General features: G+C 47.9%; 24 protein-coding genes, 4 tRNA genes and 1 pseudogene. 15 read left to right on the forward strand and 14 right to left on the reverse strand.

Features of this window, described 5'->3' with window-relative positions; translation table 11 throughout:
* Window positions 1-57: 57 nt before the first annotated feature.
* Together O3276_RS22735 and O3276_RS22740 are read right to left on the reverse strand one after the other, a co-directional pair.
* Window positions 58-1,053, reverse strand: coding sequence for a hypothetical protein (locus tag O3276_RS22735; protein ID WP_269673347.1), 996 nt, complete (start codon window positions 1,051-1,053; stop codon window positions 58-60).
* Entirely contained in the window at window positions 944-1,420 is a 477-nt protein-coding gene (locus tag O3276_RS22740) for a hypothetical protein (protein WP_269673348.1), read from the reverse strand. Before O3276_RS22740 ends, O3276_RS22735 begins: the two co-directional genes overlap by 110 nt.
* Window positions 1,421-1,552: 132 nt before the next feature.
* Between O3276_RS22740 and trpR the strand changes: the two genes are divergently transcribed.
* The 7 genes from trpR to O3276_RS22775 all read left to right on the forward strand — a co-directional run bounded on the left by trpR (window position 1,553) and on the right by O3276_RS22775 (window position 5,188).
* Window positions 1,553-1,825: a trp operon repressor gene (gene trpR, locus O3276_RS22745; RefSeq protein ID WP_269673349.1), complete on the forward strand. Its 273-nt coding sequence runs from the start codon at window positions 1,553-1,555 to the stop codon at window positions 1,823-1,825.
* A 139-nt stretch (window positions 1,826-1,964) separates the two neighbouring features.
* The gene (locus tag O3276_RS22750) at window positions 1,965-3,227 is read left to right on the forward strand and encodes an amino acid permease (RefSeq protein WP_269673350.1); all 1,263 of its coding nucleotides are present in this window, start codon (window positions 1,965-1,967) and stop codon (window positions 3,225-3,227) included.
* A 146-nt stretch (window positions 3,228-3,373) separates the two neighbouring features.
* Entirely contained in the window at window positions 3,374-4,465 is a 1,092-nt protein-coding gene (gene ychF / locus O3276_RS22755; protein WP_269673351.1) for a redox-regulated ATPase YchF, read from the forward strand.
* Between the two features lie 168 nt (window positions 4,466-4,633).
* Window positions 4,634-4,710 (forward strand) — tRNA-Met (locus O3276_RS22760).
* Between the two features lie 103 nt (window positions 4,711-4,813).
* Window positions 4,814-4,888, forward strand: a tRNA-Gln gene (locus tag O3276_RS22765).
* 117 nt (window positions 4,889-5,005) lie between these two features.
* A tRNA-Met gene (locus O3276_RS22770) sits at window positions 5,006-5,082 on the forward strand.
* Between the two features lie 31 nt (window positions 5,083-5,113).
* Window positions 5,114-5,188, forward strand: a tRNA-Gln gene (locus O3276_RS22775).
* Between the two features lie 60 nt (window positions 5,189-5,248).
* On the opposite strand, the gene O3276_RS22780 is transcribed toward O3276_RS22775, so the two are convergent.
* Window positions 5,249-5,725, reverse strand: a complete 477-nt coding sequence (locus O3276_RS22780) for an Lrp/AsnC family transcriptional regulator (protein ID WP_442876547.1) — start codon at window positions 5,723-5,725, stop codon at window positions 5,249-5,251.
* 470 nt (window positions 5,726-6,195) lie between these two features.
* Between O3276_RS22780 and O3276_RS22785 the strand changes: the two genes are divergently transcribed.
* The 3 genes from O3276_RS22785 (at window position 6,196) to O3276_RS22795 (ending at window position 9,907) form a co-directional block, all read left to right on the forward strand.
* Complete coding sequence (locus O3276_RS22785) at window positions 6,196-6,972, forward strand: TSUP family transporter (protein WP_269673352.1); 777 nt, start codon at window positions 6,196-6,198, stop codon at window positions 6,970-6,972.
* Between the two features lie 239 nt (window positions 6,973-7,211).
* A complete protein-coding gene (cls, locus tag O3276_RS22790) occupies window positions 7,212-8,678 on the forward strand; it encodes a cardiolipin synthase (RefSeq protein WP_269673353.1) in 1,467 nt (488 codons plus the stop codon).
* A 521-nt stretch (window positions 8,679-9,199) separates the two neighbouring features.
* Window positions 9,200-9,907, forward strand: coding sequence for a branched-chain amino acid transport system II carrier protein (locus tag O3276_RS22795; RefSeq protein WP_269673354.1), 708 nt, complete (start codon window positions 9,200-9,202; stop codon window positions 9,905-9,907).
* A gap of 87 nt (window positions 9,908-9,994) precedes the next feature.
* Here the strand turns inward: O3276_RS22795 and O3276_RS22800 are convergent, their stop codons facing one another.
* The 3 genes and pseudogenes from O3276_RS22800 to O3276_RS22810 form a co-directional block, all read right to left on the reverse strand.
* Window positions 9,995-10,393: a hypothetical protein gene (locus tag O3276_RS22800; RefSeq protein ID WP_269673355.1), complete on the reverse strand. Its 399-nt coding sequence runs from the start codon at window positions 10,391-10,393 to the stop codon at window positions 9,995-9,997.
* Window positions 10,394-10,563: 170 nt separating this feature from the next.
* Window positions 10,564-10,809, reverse strand: a pseudogene (locus O3276_RS22805) (PA4642 family protein); the annotation flags it as partial.
* Window positions 10,810-10,963: 154 nt separating this feature from the next.
* Window positions 10,964-11,254, reverse strand: a complete 291-nt coding sequence (locus O3276_RS22810; protein ID WP_269673356.1) for a PA4642 family protein — start codon at window positions 11,252-11,254, stop codon at window positions 10,964-10,966.
* Window positions 11,255-11,608: 354 nt separating this feature from the next.
* On the opposite strand from O3276_RS22810, the gene O3276_RS22815 reads away from it, so the two are divergent.
* Both O3276_RS22815 and O3276_RS22820 read left to right on the forward strand, forming a co-directional pair.
* Window positions 11,609-12,964, forward strand: coding sequence for a coiled-coil domain-containing protein (locus tag O3276_RS22815; protein ID WP_269673357.1), 1,356 nt, complete (start codon window positions 11,609-11,611; stop codon window positions 12,962-12,964).
* Between the two features lie 51 nt (window positions 12,965-13,015).
* The gene (locus O3276_RS22820) at window positions 13,016-14,494 is read left to right on the forward strand and encodes a hypothetical protein (protein WP_269673358.1); all 1,479 of its coding nucleotides are present in this window, start codon (window positions 13,016-13,018) and stop codon (window positions 14,492-14,494) included.
* Window positions 14,495-14,568: 74 nt separating this feature from the next.
* Here O3276_RS22820 and O3276_RS22825 read toward each other — a convergent pair whose 3' ends face one another.
* Entirely contained in the window at window positions 14,569-15,126 is a 558-nt protein-coding gene (locus tag O3276_RS22825; RefSeq protein WP_101744821.1) for a hypoxanthine-guanine phosphoribosyltransferase, read from the reverse strand.
* Window positions 15,127-15,525: 399 nt separating this feature from the next.
* Here O3276_RS22825 and upp point away from each other — a divergent pair, with 399 nt between their 5' ends.
* Window positions 15,526-16,152, forward strand: coding sequence for a uracil phosphoribosyltransferase (gene upp, locus O3276_RS22830; protein WP_101744823.1), 627 nt, complete (start codon window positions 15,526-15,528; stop codon window positions 16,150-16,152).
* 102 nt (window positions 16,153-16,254) lie between these two features.
* Entirely contained in the window at window positions 16,255-17,466 is a 1,212-nt protein-coding gene (locus O3276_RS22835; protein WP_332328153.1) for a uracil-xanthine permease family protein, read from the forward strand.
* A 258-nt stretch (window positions 17,467-17,724) separates the two neighbouring features.
* Here the strand turns inward: O3276_RS22835 and O3276_RS22840 are convergent, their stop codons facing one another.
* From O3276_RS22840 to O3276_RS22855, 4 genes are all read right to left on the reverse strand, one after another.
* Entirely contained in the window at window positions 17,725-18,069 is a 345-nt protein-coding gene (locus tag O3276_RS22840; protein WP_269673359.1) for an STAS domain-containing protein, read from the reverse strand.
* Between the two features lie 186 nt (window positions 18,070-18,255).
* Window positions 18,256-18,615 (reverse strand): hypothetical protein, encoded by a 360-nt coding sequence (locus tag O3276_RS22845; RefSeq protein ID WP_269673360.1) that lies wholly within the window; start codon window positions 18,613-18,615, stop codon window positions 18,256-18,258.
* Window positions 18,616-18,624: 9 nt separating this feature from the next.
* Complete coding sequence (locus O3276_RS22850) at window positions 18,625-19,074, reverse strand: hypothetical protein (RefSeq protein ID WP_269673361.1); 450 nt, start codon at window positions 19,072-19,074, stop codon at window positions 18,625-18,627.
* Window positions 19,075-19,081: 7 nt separating this feature from the next.
* Complete coding sequence (locus tag O3276_RS22855; RefSeq protein WP_269673362.1) at window positions 19,082-19,447, reverse strand: hypothetical protein; 366 nt, start codon at window positions 19,445-19,447, stop codon at window positions 19,082-19,084.
* A 620-nt stretch (window positions 19,448-20,067) separates the two neighbouring features.
* Between O3276_RS22855 and nhaC the strand changes: the two genes are divergently transcribed.
* The gene (gene nhaC / locus O3276_RS22860) at window positions 20,068-21,495 is read left to right on the forward strand and encodes a Na+/H+ antiporter NhaC (protein ID WP_269673363.1); all 1,428 of its coding nucleotides are present in this window, start codon (window positions 20,068-20,070) and stop codon (window positions 21,493-21,495) included.
* A 49-nt stretch (window positions 21,496-21,544) separates the two neighbouring features.
* Here nhaC and O3276_RS22865 read toward each other — a convergent pair whose 3' ends face one another.
* From O3276_RS22865 to O3276_RS22875, 3 genes are all read right to left on the reverse strand, one after another.
* Window positions 21,545-22,549: a phospholipase A gene (locus tag O3276_RS22865; protein WP_269673364.1), complete on the reverse strand. Its 1,005-nt coding sequence runs from the start codon at window positions 22,547-22,549 to the stop codon at window positions 21,545-21,547.
* 67 nt (window positions 22,550-22,616) lie between these two features.
* Window positions 22,617-23,903 carry an MFS transporter gene (locus tag O3276_RS22870; RefSeq protein WP_269673365.1) on the reverse strand — a complete coding sequence of 429 codons (1,287 nt, stop codon included), beginning with the start codon at window positions 23,901-23,903 and terminating at the stop codon, window positions 22,617-22,619.
* A complete protein-coding gene (locus O3276_RS22875) occupies window positions 23,903-24,337 on the reverse strand; it encodes a YybH family protein (RefSeq protein WP_269673366.1) in 435 nt (144 codons plus the stop codon). Before O3276_RS22875 ends, O3276_RS22870 begins: the two co-directional genes overlap by 1 nt.
* Window positions 24,338-24,359: the final 22 nt, after the last annotated feature.

Here is a 24,359-nt window from a genome sequence, read left to right on the forward strand (position 1 = left end):
AGATTAAGGGTACAGTTCATCAAATGTAGTTGTTTTTGTTGTTCCGCATGTTGTTAATTAATATTCCGAGGTTGCCCAGCGATAAAAGCCTGAGGCCAGAATGATGCCCAGTCCGGCTTTCATAACGGTATGTATGTGAGGGGATGATGAGAGGTAGCTGGCAATAATATAAAAAAGCATGGCCGTACTTGCGATTTCTACGGTGGCCAGAATGCCTCCTGCGGCACCCGTCAGGCTGGGAATGCTTTGCATGCCTAAAGTATGGCTAATAGTTCCTGTCAATGGGCTGGAGCCTTTCCAGAGTTTGCTGATATAGGGGTGTCTTTGGGCATAATCGGGGAGATCGTATAGGGAGGGAAATTCCTCGATTATTTCCCAGTCATTAACCAGCGCAGTCAGATAATGCCTGTCATCGGTGGAAGTTATCAGTGCAGCTGGTTGAGTATCAAAACGGGTGTTGCCTTTGCTTTCTTCGGCAAGCTGTAATTGCCTGGCGGCTTCTATAAGCTGATTGATCTCTTGTGATTCTGGTCTGGCAGTTTCACTGTTTAGAAAGTGCATATGGTTTCTAAGGAGTAAAGAGCTGTAGGTTACAGGAAGCTCGCTCCCGTTGTTGTCACTTCTATCGTATAGCTGAGCCGTTGCTATTTCTGTTGGTATTGCACTAACGCCTCGTTTGCTGAGAGAAAGAACAGCTACCGCTGGTGCCACGTTGATAGTGCCATTTTCGACCCTGTGGCATAGAAGGGCGTCGACTGTTGAAGTTCCGTCAAAATGTAATTCATTTAACACTCTGATGATTTTTGGTGTGGCCGCTCTGGCCGGTTGCCAGGTTTCATCGGTTTCGTTTTCTGTGTGGCTCGGTGTAATAAGAGAAAGGTGGGAGATTTTTTTGATTCGCTGGTCGTGGCAATAAAAGTTGTTTGAAAGTTGAGGAGGGCTTTCAGGTAAAACAATGGGGGGGGGAGCATGGGTCGATAAAGTAATCCGCCGGGGCAAGCACTCGATCGTTGCCAATGAGAATACCTTTTGCCACTCTTTTTTCCCTGGCAAGGGGGTTGCCCTTGCAGTGGTCAAAGTGAACGGTAATGACGGGTGCGGCGTTGGAATGCTTTTCAAGGGTATAGCCGGTGGTTGTGAGATATGAATCGACAGCGTCACCGGTTGCCATTGGTTGAGTGCTTTCTGCTGCAATGGCTGTGAGTGGCAAAGCTGGCAGGGCAAGTATCAGTTTACAAATAACGGTTTTGATCAATTGTTTCACAGGATTGTCGCCTTGGTTATTCAGGTAATACACCTTGTTACAGTTGAAACGGCTTGCCTCCGTGGTGGTCACAAGCGCTTTTGGGTAATTCGTTTTAATGTTGAGCGCTTGGACATTTTTTTGTGCAAATAATTCTATTTTTTGCGAAACGACCATAAATTCTTTTGGCCGGGGTCTGAATTTCTGATTATTTTGATTGTGATTTTTAGTGTTTTCCGCAATATCGGCAATGAGTGTACTTTTGTACTGTTACATCAGTACAGGCGGCTGAGATAAATTGAACAAGGCATGAAGACTGAGTCCTGGTTTCAGGTAATCAAACTGCTGAAGAGCCAGCAGGATGTGGCAGCGCTCCATGAAATTATGGCGGTGTTACTGACTCGTGAAGAGCGGGAAGCGATTGGTTCAAGGCTGGCCATTATGCGGGCCCTGATTTTGGGAAAAGAGTCTCAACGGGAGATTGCTGCACGGATCGGGGTGAGTATCGCCAAAGTAACCCGCGGTTCGAATTATCTGAAAACGCTGTCTGCTACTGAAATAGCCATGATTGAACAGATTTAAATAGTCAGTGTCTTATTAGAAAACAGCCTTGAGCTGGAAACAGCCCTGAGCCGGAAACAGCCCTGAGCCGGAAACAGCCCTGAGCCCGAAACAGCCCTGAGCTGAATAAGCAAATAGACCCACAGCAGTAGGAATATGAATGTCTGAAGCAGTTATAACGGAAAGTTCTGCGGGCTCTGCCGGGAAGCAGGGTTCGGTTCTTGGAGGAACGGTGATCGTTGCCGGAACCGCGATTGGTGCGGGGATGTTTTCACTGCCAGTAGCCACCAGCGGTCTCTGGTTTGGTTACTCAATGCTGCTGATGGTCTTTACCTGGTATTGCATGTACAGCGCATCACTCTACCTGCTGGAAGCCAATCTGCGCTTTCCTTTGGGGGCGAGTTTTGACTCTATTGCCGAGGGCACCATTGGTTCTTTTGGTCGTATTGTTAACGGTGCTTCTGTTGCCTTTCTCTGTTACATCCTGACTTACGCTTACATTTCGGGCGGCAGTTCCATCATTACTTACTCTCTGGAAGCTGTGGATGGTGTTTCGCTTTCTCCACCGATGGCCAGCTTTGTTTTTGCCCTGGTACTTTCTGCTATCGTAATGACCGGAACCCGTGCCGTTGACCGGGTCAGTACGGTGCTGATTGGTGGAATGGTGATCACCTTTCTGTGGAGCATCAGTGGCTTGCTGGGCAATGCGTCCTCTGACAATCTGATGCCGGGCCTGTCGTTTGCCGAGGTGTCCCCGTTCTCCTTCGGAGCGTTGGGCTTTCTGACCGTCAGTTTCGGTATGCAGACCGCTGTGCCCAGTATCACCCGCTATCTCAATAAGGATGGCAAGCAGGTAAGGTTTGCCCTTTTGACCGGCTCGTTGCTGGCCCTGGCGTTTTATGCCCTGTGGCAGTTCAGTTTCTTTGGCAATTTGCCCCGTGAGGCGTTCCCGGCCATTATTGCTGCCGGAGGCAATATTGGGGATATGCTGGGCGCACTTTCCGAGTCCGGGCTGAATGTAAATATATCCAATGTGTTGCAGTGGTTTGCCAATATGGCAGTGGCCAGTTCATTCCTGGGTGTTGCCCTGTGTCTGTTTGATTACATCGCAGACCTGTTCGGTTTCGACAGCAGCTTTGTGGGTCGCTTAAAAACAGCAGCCATCACGTTTATACCGCCAACCCTGTTGGGGGTATTCCTGCCCAATGGTTTTATTACTGCCATTGGCTTCGCCGGGCTGGTGCTGGTGGTTTTCTGTATTCTCTCTCCGGTAGTGATGGCCTGGGTTGGCCGTCAACGGGGTGAGGGTGGCTATCAGGTTCCGGGCGGGACCGTGAGAATGGCACTGATCTTCCTTTTTGGTATTGTGGCCATGGTGCTGGCGGGGCTTGATTTGGTGGGGGCTCTGCCAAAGTTTGGCTGATGCCTGTTTGACGTGATTGGATTGAACGCCCGGAGAGTATCGCTCCGGGCGTTTTTTTATCCGCCGACATAAAATTTCTGAAATTTTTTCCCCCAGTCTTTATAATTCGCCCCCATTAACTATCTTCAGGAGCGAGCAGAAGCGCTATGGGTTTCAAATGTGGCATCGTTGGATTGCCAAACGTTGGTAAATCAACGCTATTTAATGCCTTAACCAAGGCGGGTATTGATGCAGAAAACTTCCCGTTCTGCACCATTGAGCCCAATGCCGGTGTTGTCGCCATGCCAGACCCCCGTCTGGATAAGCTGGCGGCAATCGTTAAACCTCAGCGAGTGTTGCCGGCCACCATGGAGTTCGTGGACATCGCGGGTCTTGTTGAAGGCGCTTCCAAAGGGGAAGGCCTGGGTAACAAGTTTCTGGCGAATATCCGTGAGACGGATGCAATTGCCCATGTGGTTCGCTGCTTTGCCAATGACAATGTTATTCACGTGGCCAACAAGATTGATCCCCGTGCGGATATTGAAATCATCAATATGGAACTGGTGCTGGCGGATCTGGAAAGCTGCGAAAAACAGCTGCAGCGTGTTGCCCGTTCTGCCAAAGGTGGTGATAAGGATTCCGTAGCCCAGAAGGGGCTGCTGGAAAAAATCATTCCACACCTGGAAGCTGGTAATCCGGTTCGCTCTCTGGATATGAATGATGATGAGCGGAAGCTTGTTCGTTTATTCCACCTGCTGACCATCAAGCCCACCATGTATATTGCCAATGTGGATGAGGATGGTTTTGAGGATAACGACTACCTGGACACCGTTCGGGAAATTGCTGCCCAGGAAGAGGCTGTGGTGGTGCCAATCTGCAACAAGCTGGAATCGGAAATCGCCGAACTGGATGATGATGAGCGAGCAGAGTTTCTTGCGGATCTTGGCATGGAAGAGCCGGGCCTGGATCGTGTTATCCGCGCCGGTTATGAACTGCTGGGTCTGCAAACCTACTTTACCGCAGGGGTGAAAGAGGTCAGGGCCTGGACGGTGAAGGTGGGTGCCACTGCGCCGCAGGCTGCCGGTGTTATTCATACTGACTTTGAGCGTGGTTTTATTCGTGCGGAAGTCACCGGCTATGATGATTTCATTAAATACAATGGTGAGCAGGGTGCCAAGGAAGCTGGCCGTCTGCGCGTAGAAGGCAAAGCGTATATTGTTCAGGATGGTGATGTTATGCACTTCCTGTTTAATGTTTGAACCTGGCTGAAAAAAAACGACAGAAGAAGGCATGCGAAAGCGTGCCTTTTTTCGTTGCGCCAGTGCATCGAGTATTTGCCTGTCGTCGTGTTATGAATCTGCGTTGCTTATAGGCTTTTTGCTTGACAGACTCAGGTGAAATCACTAAAGTGCGCACCATCTTTCGGCGGCTAGGTAGCTCAGTTGGTTAGAGCACAGCACTCATAATGCTGGGGTCGGCAGTTCGAATCTGCCCCTAGCTACCATCTAATCTTTTCTGCAAGATTTATGGTGGTTGCTAAAACGAGTTTTCGTATAGTAGCATCGAAAGGCCTTTGTGAGCGAAGAGATATCAATTCGCTTATTTGCTGGGGTGTCGCCAAGCGGTAAGGCATCAGGTTTTGATCCTGACATGCGGGGGTTCGAATCCCTCCACCCCAGCCATTTATCCTGTTGTTGTGGCAGTTGTTGTAACAGTCGTTGTGACAGTTGTAGAGATAAAGAGTGGCATGTTTCTTGACATGATCATTCTTAATCACGACAATAGCGACCCGATTCAGTGGCTAGGTAGCTCAGTTGGTTAGAGCACAGCACTCATAATGCTGGGGTCGGCAGTTCGAATCTGCCCCTAGCTACCACTAATTCAGATATGCATCCTGCATAATCTATTGGGGTGTCGCCAAGCGGTAAGGCATCAGGTTTTGATCCTGACATGCGGGGGTTCGAATCCCTCCACCCCAGCCATACAGAACCTTCCTGAGAAATCAGGAAGGTTTTTTTGTGCCTCTGTTTTTAATCAGGCCGTTAAGGCTTGAGATGGTTCAGGGGTAAAGCGGTCTTATGAACCGGCTGGCGGAGTACAAAGCTGGAATGTACGCCGGTGACGCCAGTAATTTTTGTGATCTTGTTTAGCAGAAAATCCTGATAGTAATTCATGTCCGGCACCATCACCTTGACCATATAGTCTGCCGATTGCCCGGTAATCAACAGGCATTCAATCACTTCGTCATAACTGTTGATGGTTTCTTCAAAGTGTTCAAATCGCTCCGGGGTGTGTCTATCCATGCTGATATGAATCAGGACGGTAAGGCTTAGTCCCAGCTTCTGTGGGTTGAGCAGCGTTACCCTGGCGGTTATTAATCCTGACTCCTCCAGCTGCCTGACCCTGCGCAGGCATGGGGATGGCGTCAGTCCAATCAGATCAGCCAGATCCTGATTGCTGATGTGGGCATTCTGTTGCAGCGCTTGAAGTATCCGGATATCGTAACGATCGACTTTCATGATATTTTCTTTTAATAATTATTAAGTATTTGGAATATTATTGCGCTGTTTTTGGGTTTTATCCATCAATTCGCAATCTTTTGCCACGCCGATTTTTCTATAATTATCCCGTAATAAAGAGTGTCGCCAAAAGTGACCTTCAGCCATCCCGGCCACAAGCCTGAGATGAAAAAGTATTCCCAATCAGGAATGCTGGTCAGAGGAACTCACAAGGTTCAATGACGGAGAGCGTATTAGCAGGCCAGGTGTTATGAGCTCAAGCAAGATTACCAACCGCTGATTATCTGGGGAGATAATCAGCGGTTTTTGCTATTGGTACGAATATTTTTTTACGGGTTTTCAATAACCCGGTAATCGGAAAGTAAGTAGATTCCGTTTACTGCGGGGTGAACTTTATCTGAATATTTTTTGCTGGACGTTCTATTATTACGCTTCCATAAACTATCAACCTTTATCTGCAAGGATTGACCTTGGACGCAACCATTACTCTGGATCTTGTGCTTTTCCTTTTTGCTGTTGCCTCGGTGGCTGGATTTGTTGATTCCATTGCGGGTGGTGGTGGGTTGATATCAATGCCCGCGCTTCTGGCTGCCGGGCTTTCACCGGTTCAGGCGCTGGCAACCAATAAGCTTCAGGGGGCCGCTGGTACGCTGTCCGCCAGTGTCTACTTTATTTCCAAAGGTGCGGTTAACCTGCGGGAGATACGTCTGCCAATAGTGATGACCTTTATTGGCAGCATGATGGGGACGCTGCTGGTGCAGAGGATTGATGCCGGGGTGTTGGAACAGGCCATTCCCTTCCTGCTGATCGGTATTGTCCTTTACTTTCTGTTTTCTCCACGACTGAGCTGTGACCAGTCAAGGCAGTTGATCTCTCTGCCGGTGTTTGCGTTTACCGTGGCGTTGCTGATCGGTTTTTATGATGGCTTCTTTGGCCCGGGTACCGGTTCGTTTTTTACCATGGCGTTTGCAGGCTTGCTGGGGTATTCCATCACCAGTGCCACCGCTCATACCAAAGTTTTGAATTGCACCAGTAATCTGGCCTCTCTGCTGTTTTTCATTATTGGTGGGCATGCAGTTTGGGCAGTTGGTCTGGTCATGATAGTAGGTCAGGTTATTGGTGCCAGACTTGGCTCCTATGTGGTACTTAGTCGCGGTGAGGCATTGATCCGTCCCATGATTGTCTGCGTGTCTCTGGCTATGACGGCCAAACTTCTTTGGAGTAATTATGGACATTTGCTCCAGTGAAAGGCATCTTGTTTGAAACCATTGTCCCTTTTTACCTGTCAAGGCTGGCCGCTACCGGGCAGCTTTGTGGGTAATGCCAGCTGAGTTTGCAAACCCCGTTATTCCCGGTGACTGGTTAGAAAGACAATAGTCTTGGCGGCTGGTTTATACCGGAGCAATGGCGAACACCTCAACAGCCTCCTAGCAGGTCAACCGGACAGTTGGGTAATTCAGCTGGTTTAATTTCGGAACTTTAGTGCATGGAAACAACCTGGTATAGCTGGCTGTTTGGCGCTGCCTATTTAAGTGCCATTATTGCTTTTGCGGTTGTAGTGATTATGACCCGAAGGCCTGTGGGGGTTTCTCTGGCCTGGCTGGTGTTGCTGTTCGCGTTGCCGGTGGCAGGGTTTGTGCTGTATCTGTTATTGGGTTCTCCCCGCCTGGGCATTGGCCGGTTAAAGCGCATGCGCACACTTTATCCGGATTATGCCCAGTGGTATCAGCACCTGGCCCGGATTATCTCAGGTGGTGAGCCATCCCGCTGTCCGGTGACCAGTCATCATGGCATTTTCTCATTGGCAGAAAAAAGCATGAGTATTCCTTTGCTGCCGGGTAACCATCTGCAGCTCTTCTCAGAATTTGAAAACATTATCGAACACCTGCTGCGTGATATAGAAAATGCCCGGCAAAGTCTCTTGATTGAGTTCTATATATGGGAGCCGGTCGGTCGGGCTGAAGAGGTGGCGGAAGCGGTTATCCGCGCTTCCAGGCGAGGGGTTGATTGTCTGGTTGTGCTGGATAATGTCGGCAGTCGGGATTTTTTGAATGGAGTATGGGCGCGTCGTTTTCGCCTTGAAGGGATCAGTGTTACTGCATCCATGTCAGTCGGCCCTCTGCGCATGTTGGTGGAGCGTATGGATATTCGTAACCATCGGAAGATTCTGGTGGTTGATGATCAGGTGGCCTGGACCGGCAGTTTTAACCTGGTAGATCCATCCCTGTTTAAGCAGGATGCTCAGGTCGGACAGTGGGTGGATGCCATGGTCAGGATTGATGGTGTTGCTGCCCATGTGCTCGGAGCCATCGTGCAGTGGGATAAGGCACTGGAAACCGGGCAGGGGCACCCCTCGTTCAACCGGCAGTATGAGTACCCTTCGGCTGAGCATCGAGGCCGGGAAGGTGCATTTGTACACGTTCTGCCGTCGGGACCTGATGTGGACCGGGAAATGCTGCAGCAGGTTCTGCTGACGGCTATTTATGAAAGTCGTCAGGAGCTCCTGATCAGTACACCGTATTTTGTGCCCGATGAGTCTTTGCTAACGGCCTTGAAGTCAGCAGCAATGCGTGGTGTGGATGTCCAGTTGCTGGTGCCAGAGAAAAATGACTCGAGAATGGTTCACCATGCCAGTCGCTCCTATTATCAGGAGTTGCTGCAGGCTGGCGTGACTATTCAGCAGTTCAGAGGGGGGTTGCTGCACACCAAGTGTGTTCTGGTGGACCGTGAAACAGCGCTGTTTGGTACCGTAAACCTGGATATGCGCAGTGTCTGGCTGAATTATGAAGTGACGTTGATTGTCTATGATGATGGCTTTGGCCAGCAGATATTTCATGTGCTCCAGTCGTATATGAATCAGGCGGGTGAGGTGGATATCAACCGTTGGTCAAAAAGACCTTTTCGACGGAAACTGCTGGAAAATACGCTGCAGCTATTAAGCCCGCTGCTGTGATTGGTTACTGCGTATAACGTTATCCTTTGCCGTTGGTGCTTTCCTTTTTCCCCGGGTAGAAGCTGGCGCTGCTACGGAGTCCATGATGAGTCAGGGCTTCTTTAATGGTTTTCGCGAGGGCTAATAACAGTGTCGAGTAATCTATGATTATTTTGGTTAATCTGCTTTTTTATTGCCTTGTTCAACGGTTGCTACTACCTTGTTTCTGCCACTAACGAAAACCAAGTTTGTGGCAAATTGGTTGTAAAAAGACTAGGCGACCCCGTCTAGGCGACCCCGTCTAGGCGACCCCGTCTAGGCGACCCCGTCTAGGCGACCCCGTCTAGGCGACCCCGTCTAGGCGACCCCGTCGGGACACGTTACAGCCCGACATTAATCCCTACAGAAGAGCTGCGTAAGACTCACTCCGGTAAGCGGTGGCGTTGACGATGTAGATAAACCCAGATAATCCTGATTATCGTAGGTTTTTAGTAACGGTTACCAGACCATGGATACCCTGGAAGGCGCTGGTATTTGGTGTCGTGATCATCAATGCCATTCACAATAAAGGGGTTACTAATACACGACAGGTTGCACGCTATACCTTGATTGCAGGCTTGATCGCTTCTGTTGGTTTGTCACTGGTGTATCTGGTTCTGGGTTACATTGGTGCTAACAGTCATGAGCTGGTGGGTGCTCCGCAACATGGTGCAAAGATTATCAACCTGTTCGTCAATGCTGTATTTGGTTCCCGGGGTAAGGTGGTAGTGGCTATCACAGTTATTCTGGCCTGTTTGACCACAGCCACTGGTTTGCTCAGTGCCTGTGGTGAGTATTTCTCCCGGGTATTTCCTGCGTTGAATTATCGCAGTTGGGTGATTCTCTGTGCCCTGGCCAGTGCACTGATTGCCAATGTTGGATTGAATACGCTATTGCAGGTTACCATTCCAGCGTTGCTGATTATCTATCCTGTAGCGATTGCTTTGATTGTTGTGACACTGTTGAAATCGTGGCTGGCGAAACCTGAGCGGGTAATGGCGTTTGTGCTTATTCCAGTGGGTCTGATCAGTCTTGTAGAAGGTCTGCACGCTGCTGATCTGACTTTCATTGAGCCAGCCTACACAGTGCTTGCGTATTTTTCTCTGCAGACAGAAGGCCTGGTCTGGCTGTTGCCGGGTATTCTGGGTGGTGTTTTTGCGATGATCACGTCAGTTAGTTCCTCGCAGGACACCAGGCCTGTTCAGGGATAACAGGCATCAGGCTGCCCGGGTGGGAACAAATCTTACTCTGGTTATGCCATGACGTGATGCTGTGTATCGCTCAGGGTTGGCAGCGACCTACCACTGCAGTGGGTTGTACAGATACTCACGCATCCCGGGGGGCAGTGGCAGTGAATCAATCGCCGGCTCCAGCGGCTTGCCGTCAACGAGGTGTTTGATCAACCGGTCACGAATGGTGGCCCGGCAGCCGTGCATCAAAGAGCAGGGTTGCTGCGCTGAGGGGATATGTTTTTCAATGGTCTCGGCGACTTCAGGGTGGAGCTCCAGATGCCCGCATCTCAGGACGGCGTCATTTGCGAGCAGGGTTTTGACGACATCAAGGTGGCTGATTTCAGCCATCAATTGCAGAGCAAAGGTCCGCTCGTCAATAATGGCATCATTGGCCAGCAGGCAGTTGACGACTTCGAGGTGGTCGTTTCTAGCCGCCCATTCCAGTCTGTGCAGAAAGTTATTCATAATATTCTCTCATATCATTAAGTCTCTTTGACTGTTTGCCTGCATTAAAAGTTCCTCAGGTTCTTCCGGACGCGCTACTCTGCGGCCTGGTCAGCGCACTGATTGCCCGCGTTGGATTGAATACGCGATTGCAGCATACCGGTGTTGCTGATTATCTACCCTTTACTGTTTTAATGTCTGACTGCGTCAGTGAGGGCTTTCAGATACGGTTCACCGTGGTGCTGTTGTGTGATGGTTTCAGCCAGTGTTTTCCCTTCGCTATCCTGGGCATCCAGATTCAGGTCGGCTTCCAGATAAAAGGGAATAAAACGGGCAAAATCGTCTGCTCGCAGGTAGCGGTAGGCTCTTAACAGAATGTGATAGTCTCGACTGCTGCCAACGGCTGGCTGCAGTGTCAATAGCGCTTTCAGGCGCTCATCACTAAATTCTGTTTGTCTTTCTTCATGGCTGACTCACTGTCAAGTGTTTTATGGGGGGGGCTGGCCTGTTTGACCACTGCGATTGGGACGCCAGGCCTGTTCAGGGGTAACAGGTATCAGGCTGTCCATTGTATCGGGCAGCCTCTGATGTTTAATGCCTGACCGGGTCAGTAAGAGCTTTGAGATACGGTTGACCGTGGTGATGTTGTGTGATGGTTTCAGCCAGAGTTTTCCCTGCGCTGTCCCGGGCGTCCAGATTCAGGCCGGCTTTCAGATAAAATGGGATAAAACGGGCAAAATCATCCGCTCGAAGGTAGCGGTAGGCTCTTAACAGAATGTGATAGTCTCGACTGCTGCCAGCGGCTGGCTGCAGTGTCAGCAGCGCTTTCAGGCGCTCATCACTTAATTCCTCTCCAATGACTTTCTGTTTGTCTTTCTTCATTGCTGACTTACTGTCCAGTGTTTTATGGGTGGGGTTTGTCTGGGCGAAATCTATAAGCAGATGGATATTTTACTGAGTCGAAAACAAAGATAAATAACCTCAATAGGATATTTTGAGATTACGTTAAGCATAAAAAGAATAAAAGTAAATGTTTGCCGTGGGATTTATACAGGCTCAGATAATCCATGGCCGAAAAAGTGGTCTGTCAGGCGACATGATTTTGACAAAGAGTTTATTTTACCGGGAATCACTGTCCGGTTGCCTGTTTTCTGAAATCATTGCTGGCTTTGTTATTAAAGTTTTCTTGCACGGCTACAATTGGTTGAGTGATCAAAGGAATGTTTGAGGGCCATTATGGAAAGGGCATCTAATACAGGTTCGATTAGTTTACAGCAACTGGACACGATCAACAGTCTTCTTCAAGAAGGGAATGAAGTTACCATTACATTTAATTCTAAGGGTACGACCATTACGGCAGTAAAGGTTTTATCAACACCGGGTCTTAAGTTATCAGACCAGGAGCCAGGTGTATCCGGACCCAGAAAGATACCTCTCGAGCTGAGAAAAGCTGAGATAGCCGCTGAAAAAGACACGGTAACCGTTCGGGAAAAAGTATTTAAGAAACTGAAGTCTGCCAAGAATTCCCTGCTAGGTAAGTTTAAGAGCAAATTTCATAAAGCTACAGATGATCTGAAGCAGTCTGATACAAGCGTTAGCGCAAAAGTAAAAAATTCATTCAATGAAATGAAAAAAGCCATCAAGCATGAAAACTGGGAAAAAATTCCAGAAGAATCAATGATGGGCGGCTCTGAGCAGTTGAAACTTGAAGCTCAAGCACACAATGACAGAATTGTTAAACTTGAGAGTGCTGAGAAACAGGAGGTTAATAAGCAAACAGAACTGGATAAGCTCAAGGAGCTCTACAAAGATACCATTAAGGTTTGTGAAAATCCTGATGAAGCGATCCATAGCAAAAAGAGAATAACTCTCCAAATTCCTATTGAAGACGCTGATCCTGTGATAATTGCATCAACGGATCCTGTTGCTCGGAATGATCTGGTCAATATGGTGATTAAGCAGGTTGGAAATTCAGGTTTGTTTAGTCGAATGGAGCAGCTTGGTTCAGAAATAAAACAGCTGAAATCTGAGCAGAAGCAGTTGAAATCTTCAATAAAAGATAGTGGTAAAGAAATTCTCAAACATTTTAAGGAGCAACAGCATACTCTGGAACAGGGCAAGGGTAGAAATACCAGGTTATCTGAATTACAGGATACGTTGACTCAGCAGCGTATCAAGCTGGATGATAGGGTTGACCAGTTGCAGGCTGAAATCAGAGCACTGAAAACAGAAAAACAACAAGCACAGGAATCCGTTGCTGAGCAAAAGAAGCTTCTGTCAGACTTGAAAAAAGAACTGAGTCTGCTCAGTAAGATCCCAAAAGAGCGTGAGGGAATACCGGAAGCATACAGTGGTACGGTGAATAGAATTCAGAAAGCGCAAGAGAGTATTGAAATTGGTAGTGCCAGGTTGAAAGCAATACCCGGTGAGATGAAGGAGAAAAAAGCAGAGCTTGATACTAAGATGAAAGAAGTGGAAAGCTTGCAAAAAGGCAAAGAATTAAAACAACAGGAGAAAGCTGACAAGAGAGATATTGAAGCTGAACAGAATATGCTTAAACAGCAATTAGGTAAGAAACTTCGAAAAAAATAATCTTTTATCCAAAAAATATTCTAAAACCATGGAAAGGAAGGAGTCATAGATATGACCGCTATAAGTACCAACCGAGTTGATCAAACTCAAAAACTACCTTTTGCTATAGACGCAGAAATGGTTAACCCAGAAAAAGGATTTTTGAATGGAAAAGAGGTCACTATTCAGGAAATTGATCCAAAGGATTTTATCGGTATCCAGATATCTGCGGACAAGTATGAAACACTTCCTAAAAGTATCAGGCCTGTAAAGATTGCTTTTAAAGATTTTCGTCAGTGGTTCAGTAAATGCCGCCCTGTAAAAGGATTAAAGCATTTGGTGATGGGCAAAGGCAAGAGGATGGTGAAAAAACAGAACTGGGGAAAAATTTCTGAACCTCAGGCTGAAAAGGCTTTAAAAGCTACTGACAGTGAAGCCAAAAAGCAGATACTGGCAGAAAAAATTAATGAATTTAATTCAAGTTTGGAGACGCTTAGTCAGAAGAAAAAGGATATTAATGAGTTTAAAGGGCAAAACGATGAATTTCGTGAAAAGTACAAAACTATATTGGCTGTTGTTGACGGGGATGTGAGCTCCTTACGTAAAGGATCAGTGATTGTTTTACCGCCGGTCACTAAGGGTGGGGAGCCTCAGTTGGTGGTCTTGAATAGTAAATCAGAGAGAGTACGCAAAAGTGATGTGAAAAAACTTGCAGACATTTTCATGGAAAGTAAAGCTTATACAGACTTTGTCAGGAATGTTAATAGAGTTTACCAAGTTGAAGGAGAGCGTAGTAAATTAAAGTCACTTTTGGCTGATCAAGCAAAAAATTTAAAAAAAGAACATAAGGATCTTATTAGTGAGAGAGCTGCGGAATCCAAAGCTGTGTTGGCCACTCAGCAAAAGGAGGAGCAAGCTCTAACAATTAAAACATTAGTGGATGACATTGAAACTAAATATCTTAAAAAAATAGATCCCCAAATTGAAGCTAAAATCGCTGAGGTTGATGAACTGAATAAAGAAATAAAAAAATATCAACAAGTCATTGGTGAAACCCACGGTGTGATTCCCGAAATAGAGGCCAGGTTAAATATTGTCGAAGAAGCGTTGGTGTCCGCTAGCAATGCTGAAGCTAATCTGACTGGGGAAGCAGTCAAAATTATGAACTTAGATGGAGAGCAATTTAAAGCATTCAATGAAGAACGAGATAGTCTTCTTGAGGAAATTAATGCTAAGCGGATTGAAATTGAAGAAGCAGAAGGAAAACTGAAAGAAGTTGAAGGCAATTACATGCTGGCTATGGAAGATTTACAAAAACTGAATGCTGATAAAAATAAACAGCTGAAAGCATTAGATAACCATCGTAAGAAAATCCAAAAGGATTATGATGATGTTGCTTTGAAGATAAGCAAAGAATATGACCGTGAGGTCAAGAATGAACAAAAAGCGGTAACTAAAATGCTCAGTGGCTCTGGATTTAAAAAGAAAGACACTGCCCAACCACAAACTGCCCAACCACAAAATGACCAGGAAAATAATCCTGAAGCATAACACTGGCGACATGGATTAACCCAAATCAAAAAGCCTCCGGACCGGAGGCTTTTTTCTTAAGACATCACAGGATTTCAGTGACCTTTCAGGGCATAAATGCCATTGGCATTACGCCAGTAACCCTGATAGTCCAGACCGTAGCCAAAAATATAGCGATCTTCGATTTCCAGGCCGGTAAAGTCAGCCTTCAGGCCGGGGCGGGCTTTACGGTCATGCTTTTTATCCACCAGAACCGCAGTCAGAACGCTGGCAGCACCTTCTTCCTTACAAAAATCGATAATTGCGTCGAGAGTATGCCCTTCATCCAGAATATCGTCGATGATCAGGACGGTACGATTTTTGATGGTCTGGGTTGGGCGAACTTTCCACTCCAGGCCGCCACCGGTCAACTGGTCCCGGTAACGGGTTGCATGCACGTAGGAGGCTTCCAGGGGGAACTGCATGTGCGTCAGCAGTTTGCCGGTAATCACCAGGCCGCCATTCATTACGCAGAATACCAGCGGGTTGCTATCCGCCAGCTGGTGGGTAATGTTGCGTCCCATGGTGGCGATGGCATCTTCAATCTGCTGCTCGTTATAGAGACAGTCGGCTTCATCCATCACTTGCCGGATATGGTCGAGATCAACAGACATGTTGTGCAAACCCTGATCGTTTGATTGGCGGCCGGTCACGCCAGTGAGTCAACTCATGCAGTACAGGTGTCGGACACCCTGGCGAGCGGCAGTCCATTTTTGATTAAAAAACCATTTTTACTCTCCTGTGGAGAGCTGGAAACAGTTTTCACGAAAAGTAAAGCAGGAAAAAATACCGTTGTTGTCGTCAATGGGCAAGAGAAAACTACATGATTGTTGCGGTTGTAAAAACCTATGGGCAGTGCGGACATCCTGTGGGAGAATAAGAAGGTTTAGGCGTTGAAAGCTTTTGCACGATCATTCTCTCAATGAGTGCTTACTCAGAAACGTTTTCTATCTCAGCCATTCATTTTTTACTTCATTACCCATCCACCTCCAATCAGACAGTTGAGGTCATGCATGAGCGTACAGGAAATCAGGCATCCGCTGGTACAACACAAGCTGGGACTGATGCGATCCCACGATATCAGTACCAAGGGCTTCCGTACCCTGGCCAGTGAGGTTGGCAGCCTGCTGACCTACGAAGCAACCAAAGACCTCGAGCTGGAAGATACGGTGATTGAAGGCTGGAATGGTCCGGTGACCGTTCAGCAGATCAAGGGTAAGAAAATCACCATTGTGCCGATCCTGCGTGCCGGCATTGGTATGATGGATGGCGTTCTGGATATGATCCCCAATGCCAAGGTCAGTGTGGTAGGTCTGTACCGCGACGAAGAAACCCTGGAACCGGTGCCTTACTTTGAAAAACTGGTCAGTAATATCGATGAGCGTATTGCCCTGATCCTGGATCCAATGCTGGCTACCGGTGGTTCCATGCTGGCGACTATAGATATGCTGAAGAAGGCAGGTTGCAAAGAGATCCGCTGTCTGGTGCTGGTGGCTGCGCCGGAAGGTATTGAGAAGATCTGCTCAGCGCATCCTGACGTGAAGATTTTTACCGCATCTGTTGATCAGGGGCTTAATGACAACGGTTACATCATTCCGGGCCTGGGTGATGCCGGTGACAAGATTTTTGGTACACGATAAGTAACGAATAAGGATATCCAGCAATGAATCATTCAGCACAGTCGGGGGACAGCCTGCACTCAGAGATGTCGCTCTGGCGGCAGGCGCTGATGGGGGGGGCAGATGCTGTTTGTTGCCTTTGGTGCTCTCGTTCTGGTGCCGTTGCTGACCGGGTTGGACGCCAATGTAGCGTTCTTTACCGCGGGTATCGGTACCCTGATTTTCCAGCTGATCACCCGTCGGCAGGTGCCTGTCTTCCTGGCATCTTCTTTTGCCTTTATTGCGCCGATGACGTTCAGTATTCAATCCTGGGGCCTGGCGGCCACCATGGGTGGCATTATGGCCGCCGGTGTGCTGTATGCCGCCTTGAGTGTACTGGTCAGGTTGCGTGGATCCGGCATACTGTACCGGTTGTTTCCACCTGTGGTGGTCGGGCCGGTGATTATGGTGATCGGCCTTGGCCTGGCACCGGTTGCCGTTGGGATGGCAACATCCCCTGTTGAAGGGTTAATCTCTGCGGATCAGGCTCTGTTCCTGGCCGCGATCTCGCTGCTGGCGACCCTGCTGGTGGCGACCATGGCCGGTGGAATTCTGCGACTGATTCCCATCATCTGTGGTATTGGTGCAGGCTATATTGCTGCGGTGATCATGGGGGTTGTGGACTTTCAGCCTTTGTTTGACCGCCCCTGGTTTGCTATTCCGAATTTCACTACCCCGGAACTTAATTGGAATGCGGTGCTTTATATGATTCCGGTGGCCATTGCCCCCGCCATTGAGCACATTGGTGATATGCTGGCGATCAGTTCAGTGACCGGGAAAAAGTATCTGGAAAAACCGGGGCTGAAAAATACACTGCTCGGTGATGGTCTGGCGACGACGGCTGCGGGTATGTTGGGTGGGCCGCCTAATACCACCTATTCAGAAGTCACCGGTGCGGTGATGCTCACCAAAGCCTACAGCCCCGCTATTATGACCTGGGCCGCAGTCATTGCCATTGGTGTGGCGTTTATCGGTAAAATTGGTGGATTCCTGTCAACCATTCCGGTGCCGGTGATGGGCGGTATTATGATGCTGCTATTTGGCTCCATTGCTGTTGTTGGCCTTAACACGCTGATTAAGGCAAGGGTTGACCTGGGACAGCCCCGCAACCTGGTGATTGTCTCTATCGTGCTGGTATTTGGTATCGGTAATATGGGCATTTCACTGGGTGAATTTTCACTGAAGGGTGTCAGTCTTTGTGCACTGACGGCAGTCATTCTGAATTTGCTGCTACCCCATCGTGCCGGGGAAGATCGATACCAGTCTGCTGAAATTGGCAAAGAAGACGTTGCCTGAGAAGCGGAAACAGGCGGTACTGTTGTTAAGTAGTTAACCAAATGAAATCATATATTTCTGACTAAGTTGTCAGTCACTCCCGGCAACTGCTCCTGCGTTGCTCTATCTCCTGCATCCATGCAGTCGTGCGGCGTTGCAACTCCGGTCACATAGCTACGGCTATGCTCCCTACGTTGCGCCTTGCATAGCAACTGCCCACTTAGCCAGAAATATACGATTCCATTTGGCCAACTACTTAAGTGCCGCCGTTATTATGGATCAGGCTGATGCCGATTGTTTTTTTTGATTCTGTGCCTGCGTGTTCATCTGGATGAAATACGTAATACCGCATAACTCCATCAGTGAGGCAACATTGTCAGGTACGTTATAAAGCGAGAGATAGAAATGTCCTGCCAGTTGTACCTGGCAATGAAGGAGTAATTGCAACCCATCGCTACTGATGCTTTTGAGCAGGGTGCAATCCAGCACAATATGGCTGGTGTCTATTCTGGTGGCATTCTCTACAGCATTCTCCAGAATGTGGATGTTACTGGCATTAAGATCGCCATCCAGAATAATCAATGTGTAATTTTGATAGCTTTCGAGATTAATGGTTAATTCCATACGCCTTCTCCCGGTGTGATCCCTTACTGATCGAAATAGTAAGGGCTGGGGCTTTGTTTTTGCATAACACTCTGGTTACAGGGTCTGACAATATTGCCAGGCCATAGTTCATTTCAGGAGGTTTTTTTTGCGGGGAATGTTTTTCGGTAATTGGTTGAAATATAAATTATTTTTTAGTTTGACAAATCAGTTCCATGCCAGTTTCGAAGCTTTTTCGTACATCTTGAGCTTGGCTTCCAATTGTTTTACACGAGCTTCTTTATCTCGAAGCTCCAGTTGATAAAGATCATTACACTGTAGTCTCCCCGGTCCGCCAAATTTATACACGAGCTTCACACCAAACTTATTATTATCTCTTACGCTATTGTTGTGCCCTCTTTCATACTGATTTTCGTAATCATCATTGCCCATTTCAGCATAGGTCTCCACACTCCATGGAGAATCATCAGCATCGAAAGAGCAGGAGATTCCATCAGCAGTACGAATCGAGTCAGCAAATACATGCATGGAAAGCGTCATAGCGGCAATAGCAATAAGTTTCTTCATTTGTCTCTCTTACTTGTGCTGCACTGTCAGAGTGATGATCGCATCATACGTTCCTGCTTTGACATCTGTCCGTTCGATATGCACGAACTGAGCTGTAGCAAGATACACTTTGTCTGATTTCAGATTGCTGAAATCAGCACCGTCGCCTATCTTGTGGGCATCTGAGCCAATACCCATATAGAGATCATCTTCAAGATTATCAACAGGTTGACCCGATGGAGTATTCAGGGATTCCAATTCGACATGGACAGTCAATGTCTCTCCGGTATTGGAAATAACTTTGAATGCCGTTGGATTGGAAGCAGCTTCTCCTTTGAAGCGAAGAGCACCTTGTGCATCGGTAATTTCGATTCCATACATTGGATCAACGTCAGTAGAGAACTGCATTTGATTATCATCGAGAGCCATTGCAGAAGCAGAAACGAAAAGTGTCGCAGCGAAAATAGATTTGATTTTCATGATTTCCTCAAATAATGAATACGAGATCAGCGTTGGTACAAACACGAGTCCTGAATAGATCACCCTCACCGGGGATCGAAACAGAACAGATTTGAAACCTCTGTGGCTTATTTGATGTTTTGAATACAAGAGGTACATCAATCTTCCTGGTGGAATGAGCCTGGATCACTCCAGTTGTATCAATCACTTCACCATCTACAGTGATTTCATAATCAGACGATTTCGACATCGATGACACTTTGATCTCGACTGTTGTGACTCGTGTCATTCGAATCGCTTCTTCGATATTGTCTTTGCCACCAATGTGAATGGGACTTTGTGTCTGGGCAAAAACAGAAGACGAGAACATCAATGCTAAAAATAATTTTTCCATTATTAATCGAGGGGGCTTTCCCTTTCATGGAATCAAGAGCCATTCCAGAATCAACTGGATCGAAAGCAGTGACCAGTATGGTGGCAACAAAAGCGATGTAAAGTTGTTTTTCTTAAATTACATATACAATTCCAAAAGTAATAAGTTCACTAAATTTGAACGTTGATTTTATCATCTTGATTAATAAAACAATATTTAGATTACTTATAAGTCTTATCAGTCACGACTACGCGAGATCCTTCAGGTCAATAACAATGGATGTTGTTCGGGTATTGACCCGGGCAAAATCCAGCTCAGGCCCTGTATCGTACTGCAATGGTGGTGGCTGGAGAGCGGTTAACCGATGTTGCCGGGAAATCCACTGGAGCCCTCTCTCTGCCGCCAGCGCAGGGAAACCAGGCTGGCATGGATGGTGTCTGCCTCAGTTGATATGTGATCACGCCTGACGGTTGTGGAAGAGATCCCGATTATAGTCCAGCAGAGTAATATTTTTGTCATTACACTTGCTAAATAGATTGATTGGGATATAACACGATCAAATTCTTAAAAATAACGTATTTCATACTGGGAAATAGATATTTATATCTGGCTATTTGCCCAGTATCCAAAGGAGTTCTGGTTTGGCTGTATCGACTTCGGCAGAAGCGTCATGGAAAGAGCCCGGTTTTCTCCATGCTTTTATCACTCTTGCTGCCATCATTGGCGTCATCAGTGTTGGGCTTTTTGTTCTGGAAACCAGCCTGCACAGCTTGATTCTGTTGTCCCTGATGATCGCTTCCATCAGTGCCTTTGCCCTTGGCTATGACTTTCGTGCCATTCGGGGTGCCATGAATGCCGGGATTAGCGGAGCGCTGACGGCGATTTATATTTTTATTCTGATCGGGGTACTGATTGCCGCGTTTATTCAAAGCGGTACGCTGGCAACATTGATTTACTACGGCATTGAATTTGTCAGTCCGGCACTTTTCCTGCCTGCCGGGTTGCTTCTCTGTAGCCTGATGTCCCTGGCCACCGGTACCAGCTGGGGCACGGTTGGCACCATGGGGGTTGTCCTGATGGGGATCGGGACCACCATGGGGATACCCGCTCCCCTGGTTGCCGGAATGGTTATCTCCGGTGCCTGCTTTGGGGACAAGATGTCACCGGTTTCCGATACCACTAACCTGGCTGCCATGACCTCAAGAGTTGATCTCTACTCCCATATTCAGAGCATGCTGTTTACTACAGGACCGGCCTATCTGCTGGCCCTGGTGATATTCTCGCTGATGGGGCTCGGTTACACTGAGAACCCGTTGCCCGCTGAACAGTTGTCCGCCATGCAGGTGGCTTTAAAGGATACCTTCACGATCAATGCTCTGACGTTATTACCGCTGATCGTTATGTTGCTGCTCAGTATGGCTCGTGTTGCCGCCGAACCCAGCATGATGGTGGCATCTTCTGTTGCGGTGGTGCTGGCTATCGTCCTGCAGGACCAGAGTCTGCCCACGGTGCTTAACAGCCTTTATGGCGGCGGCACGGTTGCGACAGGCCTGGAGAGCCTGGATGCATTGCTTGGACGAGGGGGGATCACCTCGATGATGTGGACACTGTCATTATCTCTTATGGCCCTGGCACTGGGTGGCATTCTGGAGCGTTGCCGTTTTTTGCGGGTGCTTATCCAAACGATTGTGATAAAAATAACCAGGGCATCCACTCTGGTTGCGACCACTGTTATTGCCTGCTTCACGGGAAATCTGACCATGGGGGAAGCTTACATATCGATCATATTGGGTGGTCAGCTGTTCAGTGAAGCCTATGATCAAAAGGGCGTGGATCGCCGTGTGCTTTCGCGCTCTCTGGAAGAAGGGGCGACACTCACCACAGCGCTTATACCCTGGACTACCGGAGGTGCATTTTTTGCCTCGACCCTGGGTGTTGCCGTGATTGAGTATGCTCCCTGGGCTCTTTTAAACTGGCTCAGTCCGGTTCTTGCTGTGGTATTTGCCATGGTGGGTTTTGGCCTGTTCCGCAAAGGCCAGGATCTTCATCAAACCAGTCCGGCAGTTTAAACATTTAACGGGAAGCGTTCATGGTTTCCCTTGTTTCCGGGCTAACTACTTATAACCAGTCGGTCAACATAACGCCAACGCTTAGTCGATTAGCGCTATCGTTGTAATCAATCAGGCTTTCACCATAGCCGTTGAAGTATTGAATATAGCCCCGGAATCTTTTGTTAATTGGAAATGACCAGTCCAGTTGAACGGCACCTTTGTTATCACTTCGCAAATTATTTCTTAACGTCATGCCAAGATTGTGCTCCCGGACCTGGTAACCCAGATGCAACTCACCATGGCCCATATACTTTTCAATATCAGGGTTATCATCCCCTTCGGAACTGTTTTGCTGGCCGGGCTTTTTTTCCGGCTCCGGAATCCGCCACCAGGGTTTGATGCTCACAACAACATTGTCTCTGGAAAAAACCAACTGTGCGTAGATTCTGTTCCAGCTTCTGGAAAGTTCTCCGCTGCGGCCATTGGACTGGTGAGTCAGCCCGGCAAAAACCGCATTCAACTCAAATCCCCCGAACTGATAGTTGGTGGGGAAAACCATATACATTTCCGGTTCATGATTGGTTTCCCGAAAGGGTGCCGAGTTGCTGTTATAAGCCTGCCACCAGGAGGTGTTGGTGTAGGCAACGAAGATATCCCCGTAACCATTGAATACTCCCTGGGCCAGGGGCGCTTTCATACTCAGTTGAAACTTGATCTCGGTGCTGGAGAAATCATCAATATTCCGGATTTCAAAGGGGCTTGGGTTAGGGCTTTTATTGTAGGAAATGGGCAGCAGGTAGTTGGGGCGGTGAGGTGTGATGGCAAACCGGTTGTCCAGAGTTTCTTCTTCTTCCTGTAACCGCTGTTCAACGATGTTATCAACGTCTTCCGTACTTTCAGCGACAACTGTCTGGCATTGCTGGCGGATTTCAGCCAGTGTCAGTGAATCACCACCTTCTTTGAGTTGTTTGTATAAACAGTCGTCATAAGCATCAGAATAAGCCGCTATTGGCAACAGGCACAGGGTTAGCGCTGGAAAAAACGAACTTTTATACCAAGTCAATGCATTCATTATTTAGCCTTGCATTTGTTATCTAAAGCTAATTTATACAGGAAATTATCCGGTTGGCTATTGATGATTACCATAAATCATTGGATGGCCAGGGAATAAACAGGGCGATCAGGCTGATCACAGCAACAAGAGAAAGGTAGATTGCCGGCCCCGTGGTATTACTGGAGTATTTAGCCAGTAATGTTGAGGTAACAGGGGCAATGCCGCCAAAAATTGCAAACCCGATATTGTAGCAGGTGGCAATGCCGGTATAGCGAATCTCCGTTGGAAAAAAACTGATCAACAATGGCGGCAGTGCACCCGATGCAGTTGCTGCCAGCAGGCCACAGATCAACAGAATCTTATTCAGTTCGGCGTCTGGGGAAGAGAAGTACTGAAACGCTGGCCAGGAAGTGGTGGCGACAACAATGGCCATAATGCCCAGAATCAGTTTGTGATTCATCAGGTCGGACAGCAGCCCGAATATCAGACAGAGTGGCGATAGCATCAAAAACGCCAGGGTGGTTTGCCAGGCAACGGCTTCCCTGGGAAAGCCCAGTAGCGACGAGAGGAAACCCGGCATGTAAATGCTGTAGATAGTCACGGTTGCTCCACACAGGCCAATGGTCATGAACCCGCAGATAATCCCCCGGGTATGTTGTGTGAAAAGGAGAACAATCGGTATGGAAGCCTGTGCTCTGGTCTGGTCCAGTGCTTCGAAAAATCCGGATTCAGAGAAGTGTTTGCGAATGTGATAGCTGATGATTCCCAGGGATCCACCGATCCAGAAAGGGACACGCCAGCCCCACTCCTTCATATCTTCTGCCGGAAGGTACATTTCAAGCATGCCGTGTACAAATGTCCCGAACGATACACCAATCATAATGGCCAGAAACAGAATGCCGATCACCAACCCGCGTCTTTCAGGTGTTGTCTCACTGAGATAGGTGATGGCTCCCGGAATTTCTCCCCCCAGGGAGAACCCCTGCAGTAGTCGTAACAGGATCAGCGTGATGGGGGCTGCTGCACCTATACTGTTCCAGCCGGGTAGGCAGCCCATCAATGCAGTGGTTACCGCCATCAGAAAGATGGAAAAGGTAAAGGTCTTTTTACGCCCATAGCGGTCCCCGAAGTGACCAAAGACAGCACCACCCAGGGGACGGGTCAGGTAACCAATGGCAAAGGTAGCAAATGTGTTGATTAATGAGGTGATATGGTCTTCAGCTGGAAAAAAGTTCTCGGCAATATAGCTGGCCATCAAGCCATATATCAGGAAATCGTAGATCTCCAGCATGCCTCCCAGTGATACGGAAGATGCCAGCTTGTATTGACTGGAAGATGCGGTAATGCATCGTTTGGGCGTTGTTTGAGTCATCAATCCGGTAGAAAGTGGGTTGGTGAAACATGCAGGTGATGGATAAGCCATCTGCCATCGTGTTTTTTAAGCAGGTGAGTGGCTCTCAGGGACTGCTCTTCTTCAAGCTTTTCTTCCCCGGAATTTTCTTCCCCAATTTTTCGCTGCGTGGAAAGTACCCACAGGCTCCCGGAAACAATGGTGCTTTCATCTGTATAAATCTCTTCAAGCCGAAAATTGACCGATTTGATATCAAATCGCCGGAACAGTTCTTCATACCAGAGGATTAACTGGTCAACAGAGGTAATGGTGTCACCCTCAGCGTTCCAGAAAAGCAGACCCGGATCGGGTTGGTAGTGACCGATGATTGCGTCGAGATCCTTACGGCAATAGCTGTCAGCGATCTCTGAGAAAAACTGGTCTACCAGTCTGGTTGCCAGGTCGAGGTCAGCCATGGCTGTTTTCTCCCCTGTCAAT

This window comes from Endozoicomonas sp. GU-1 (assembly GCF_027366395.1).
In the GTDB taxonomy this organism is placed as follows: Bacteria; Pseudomonadota; Gammaproteobacteria; order Pseudomonadales; family Endozoicomonadaceae; genus Endozoicomonas.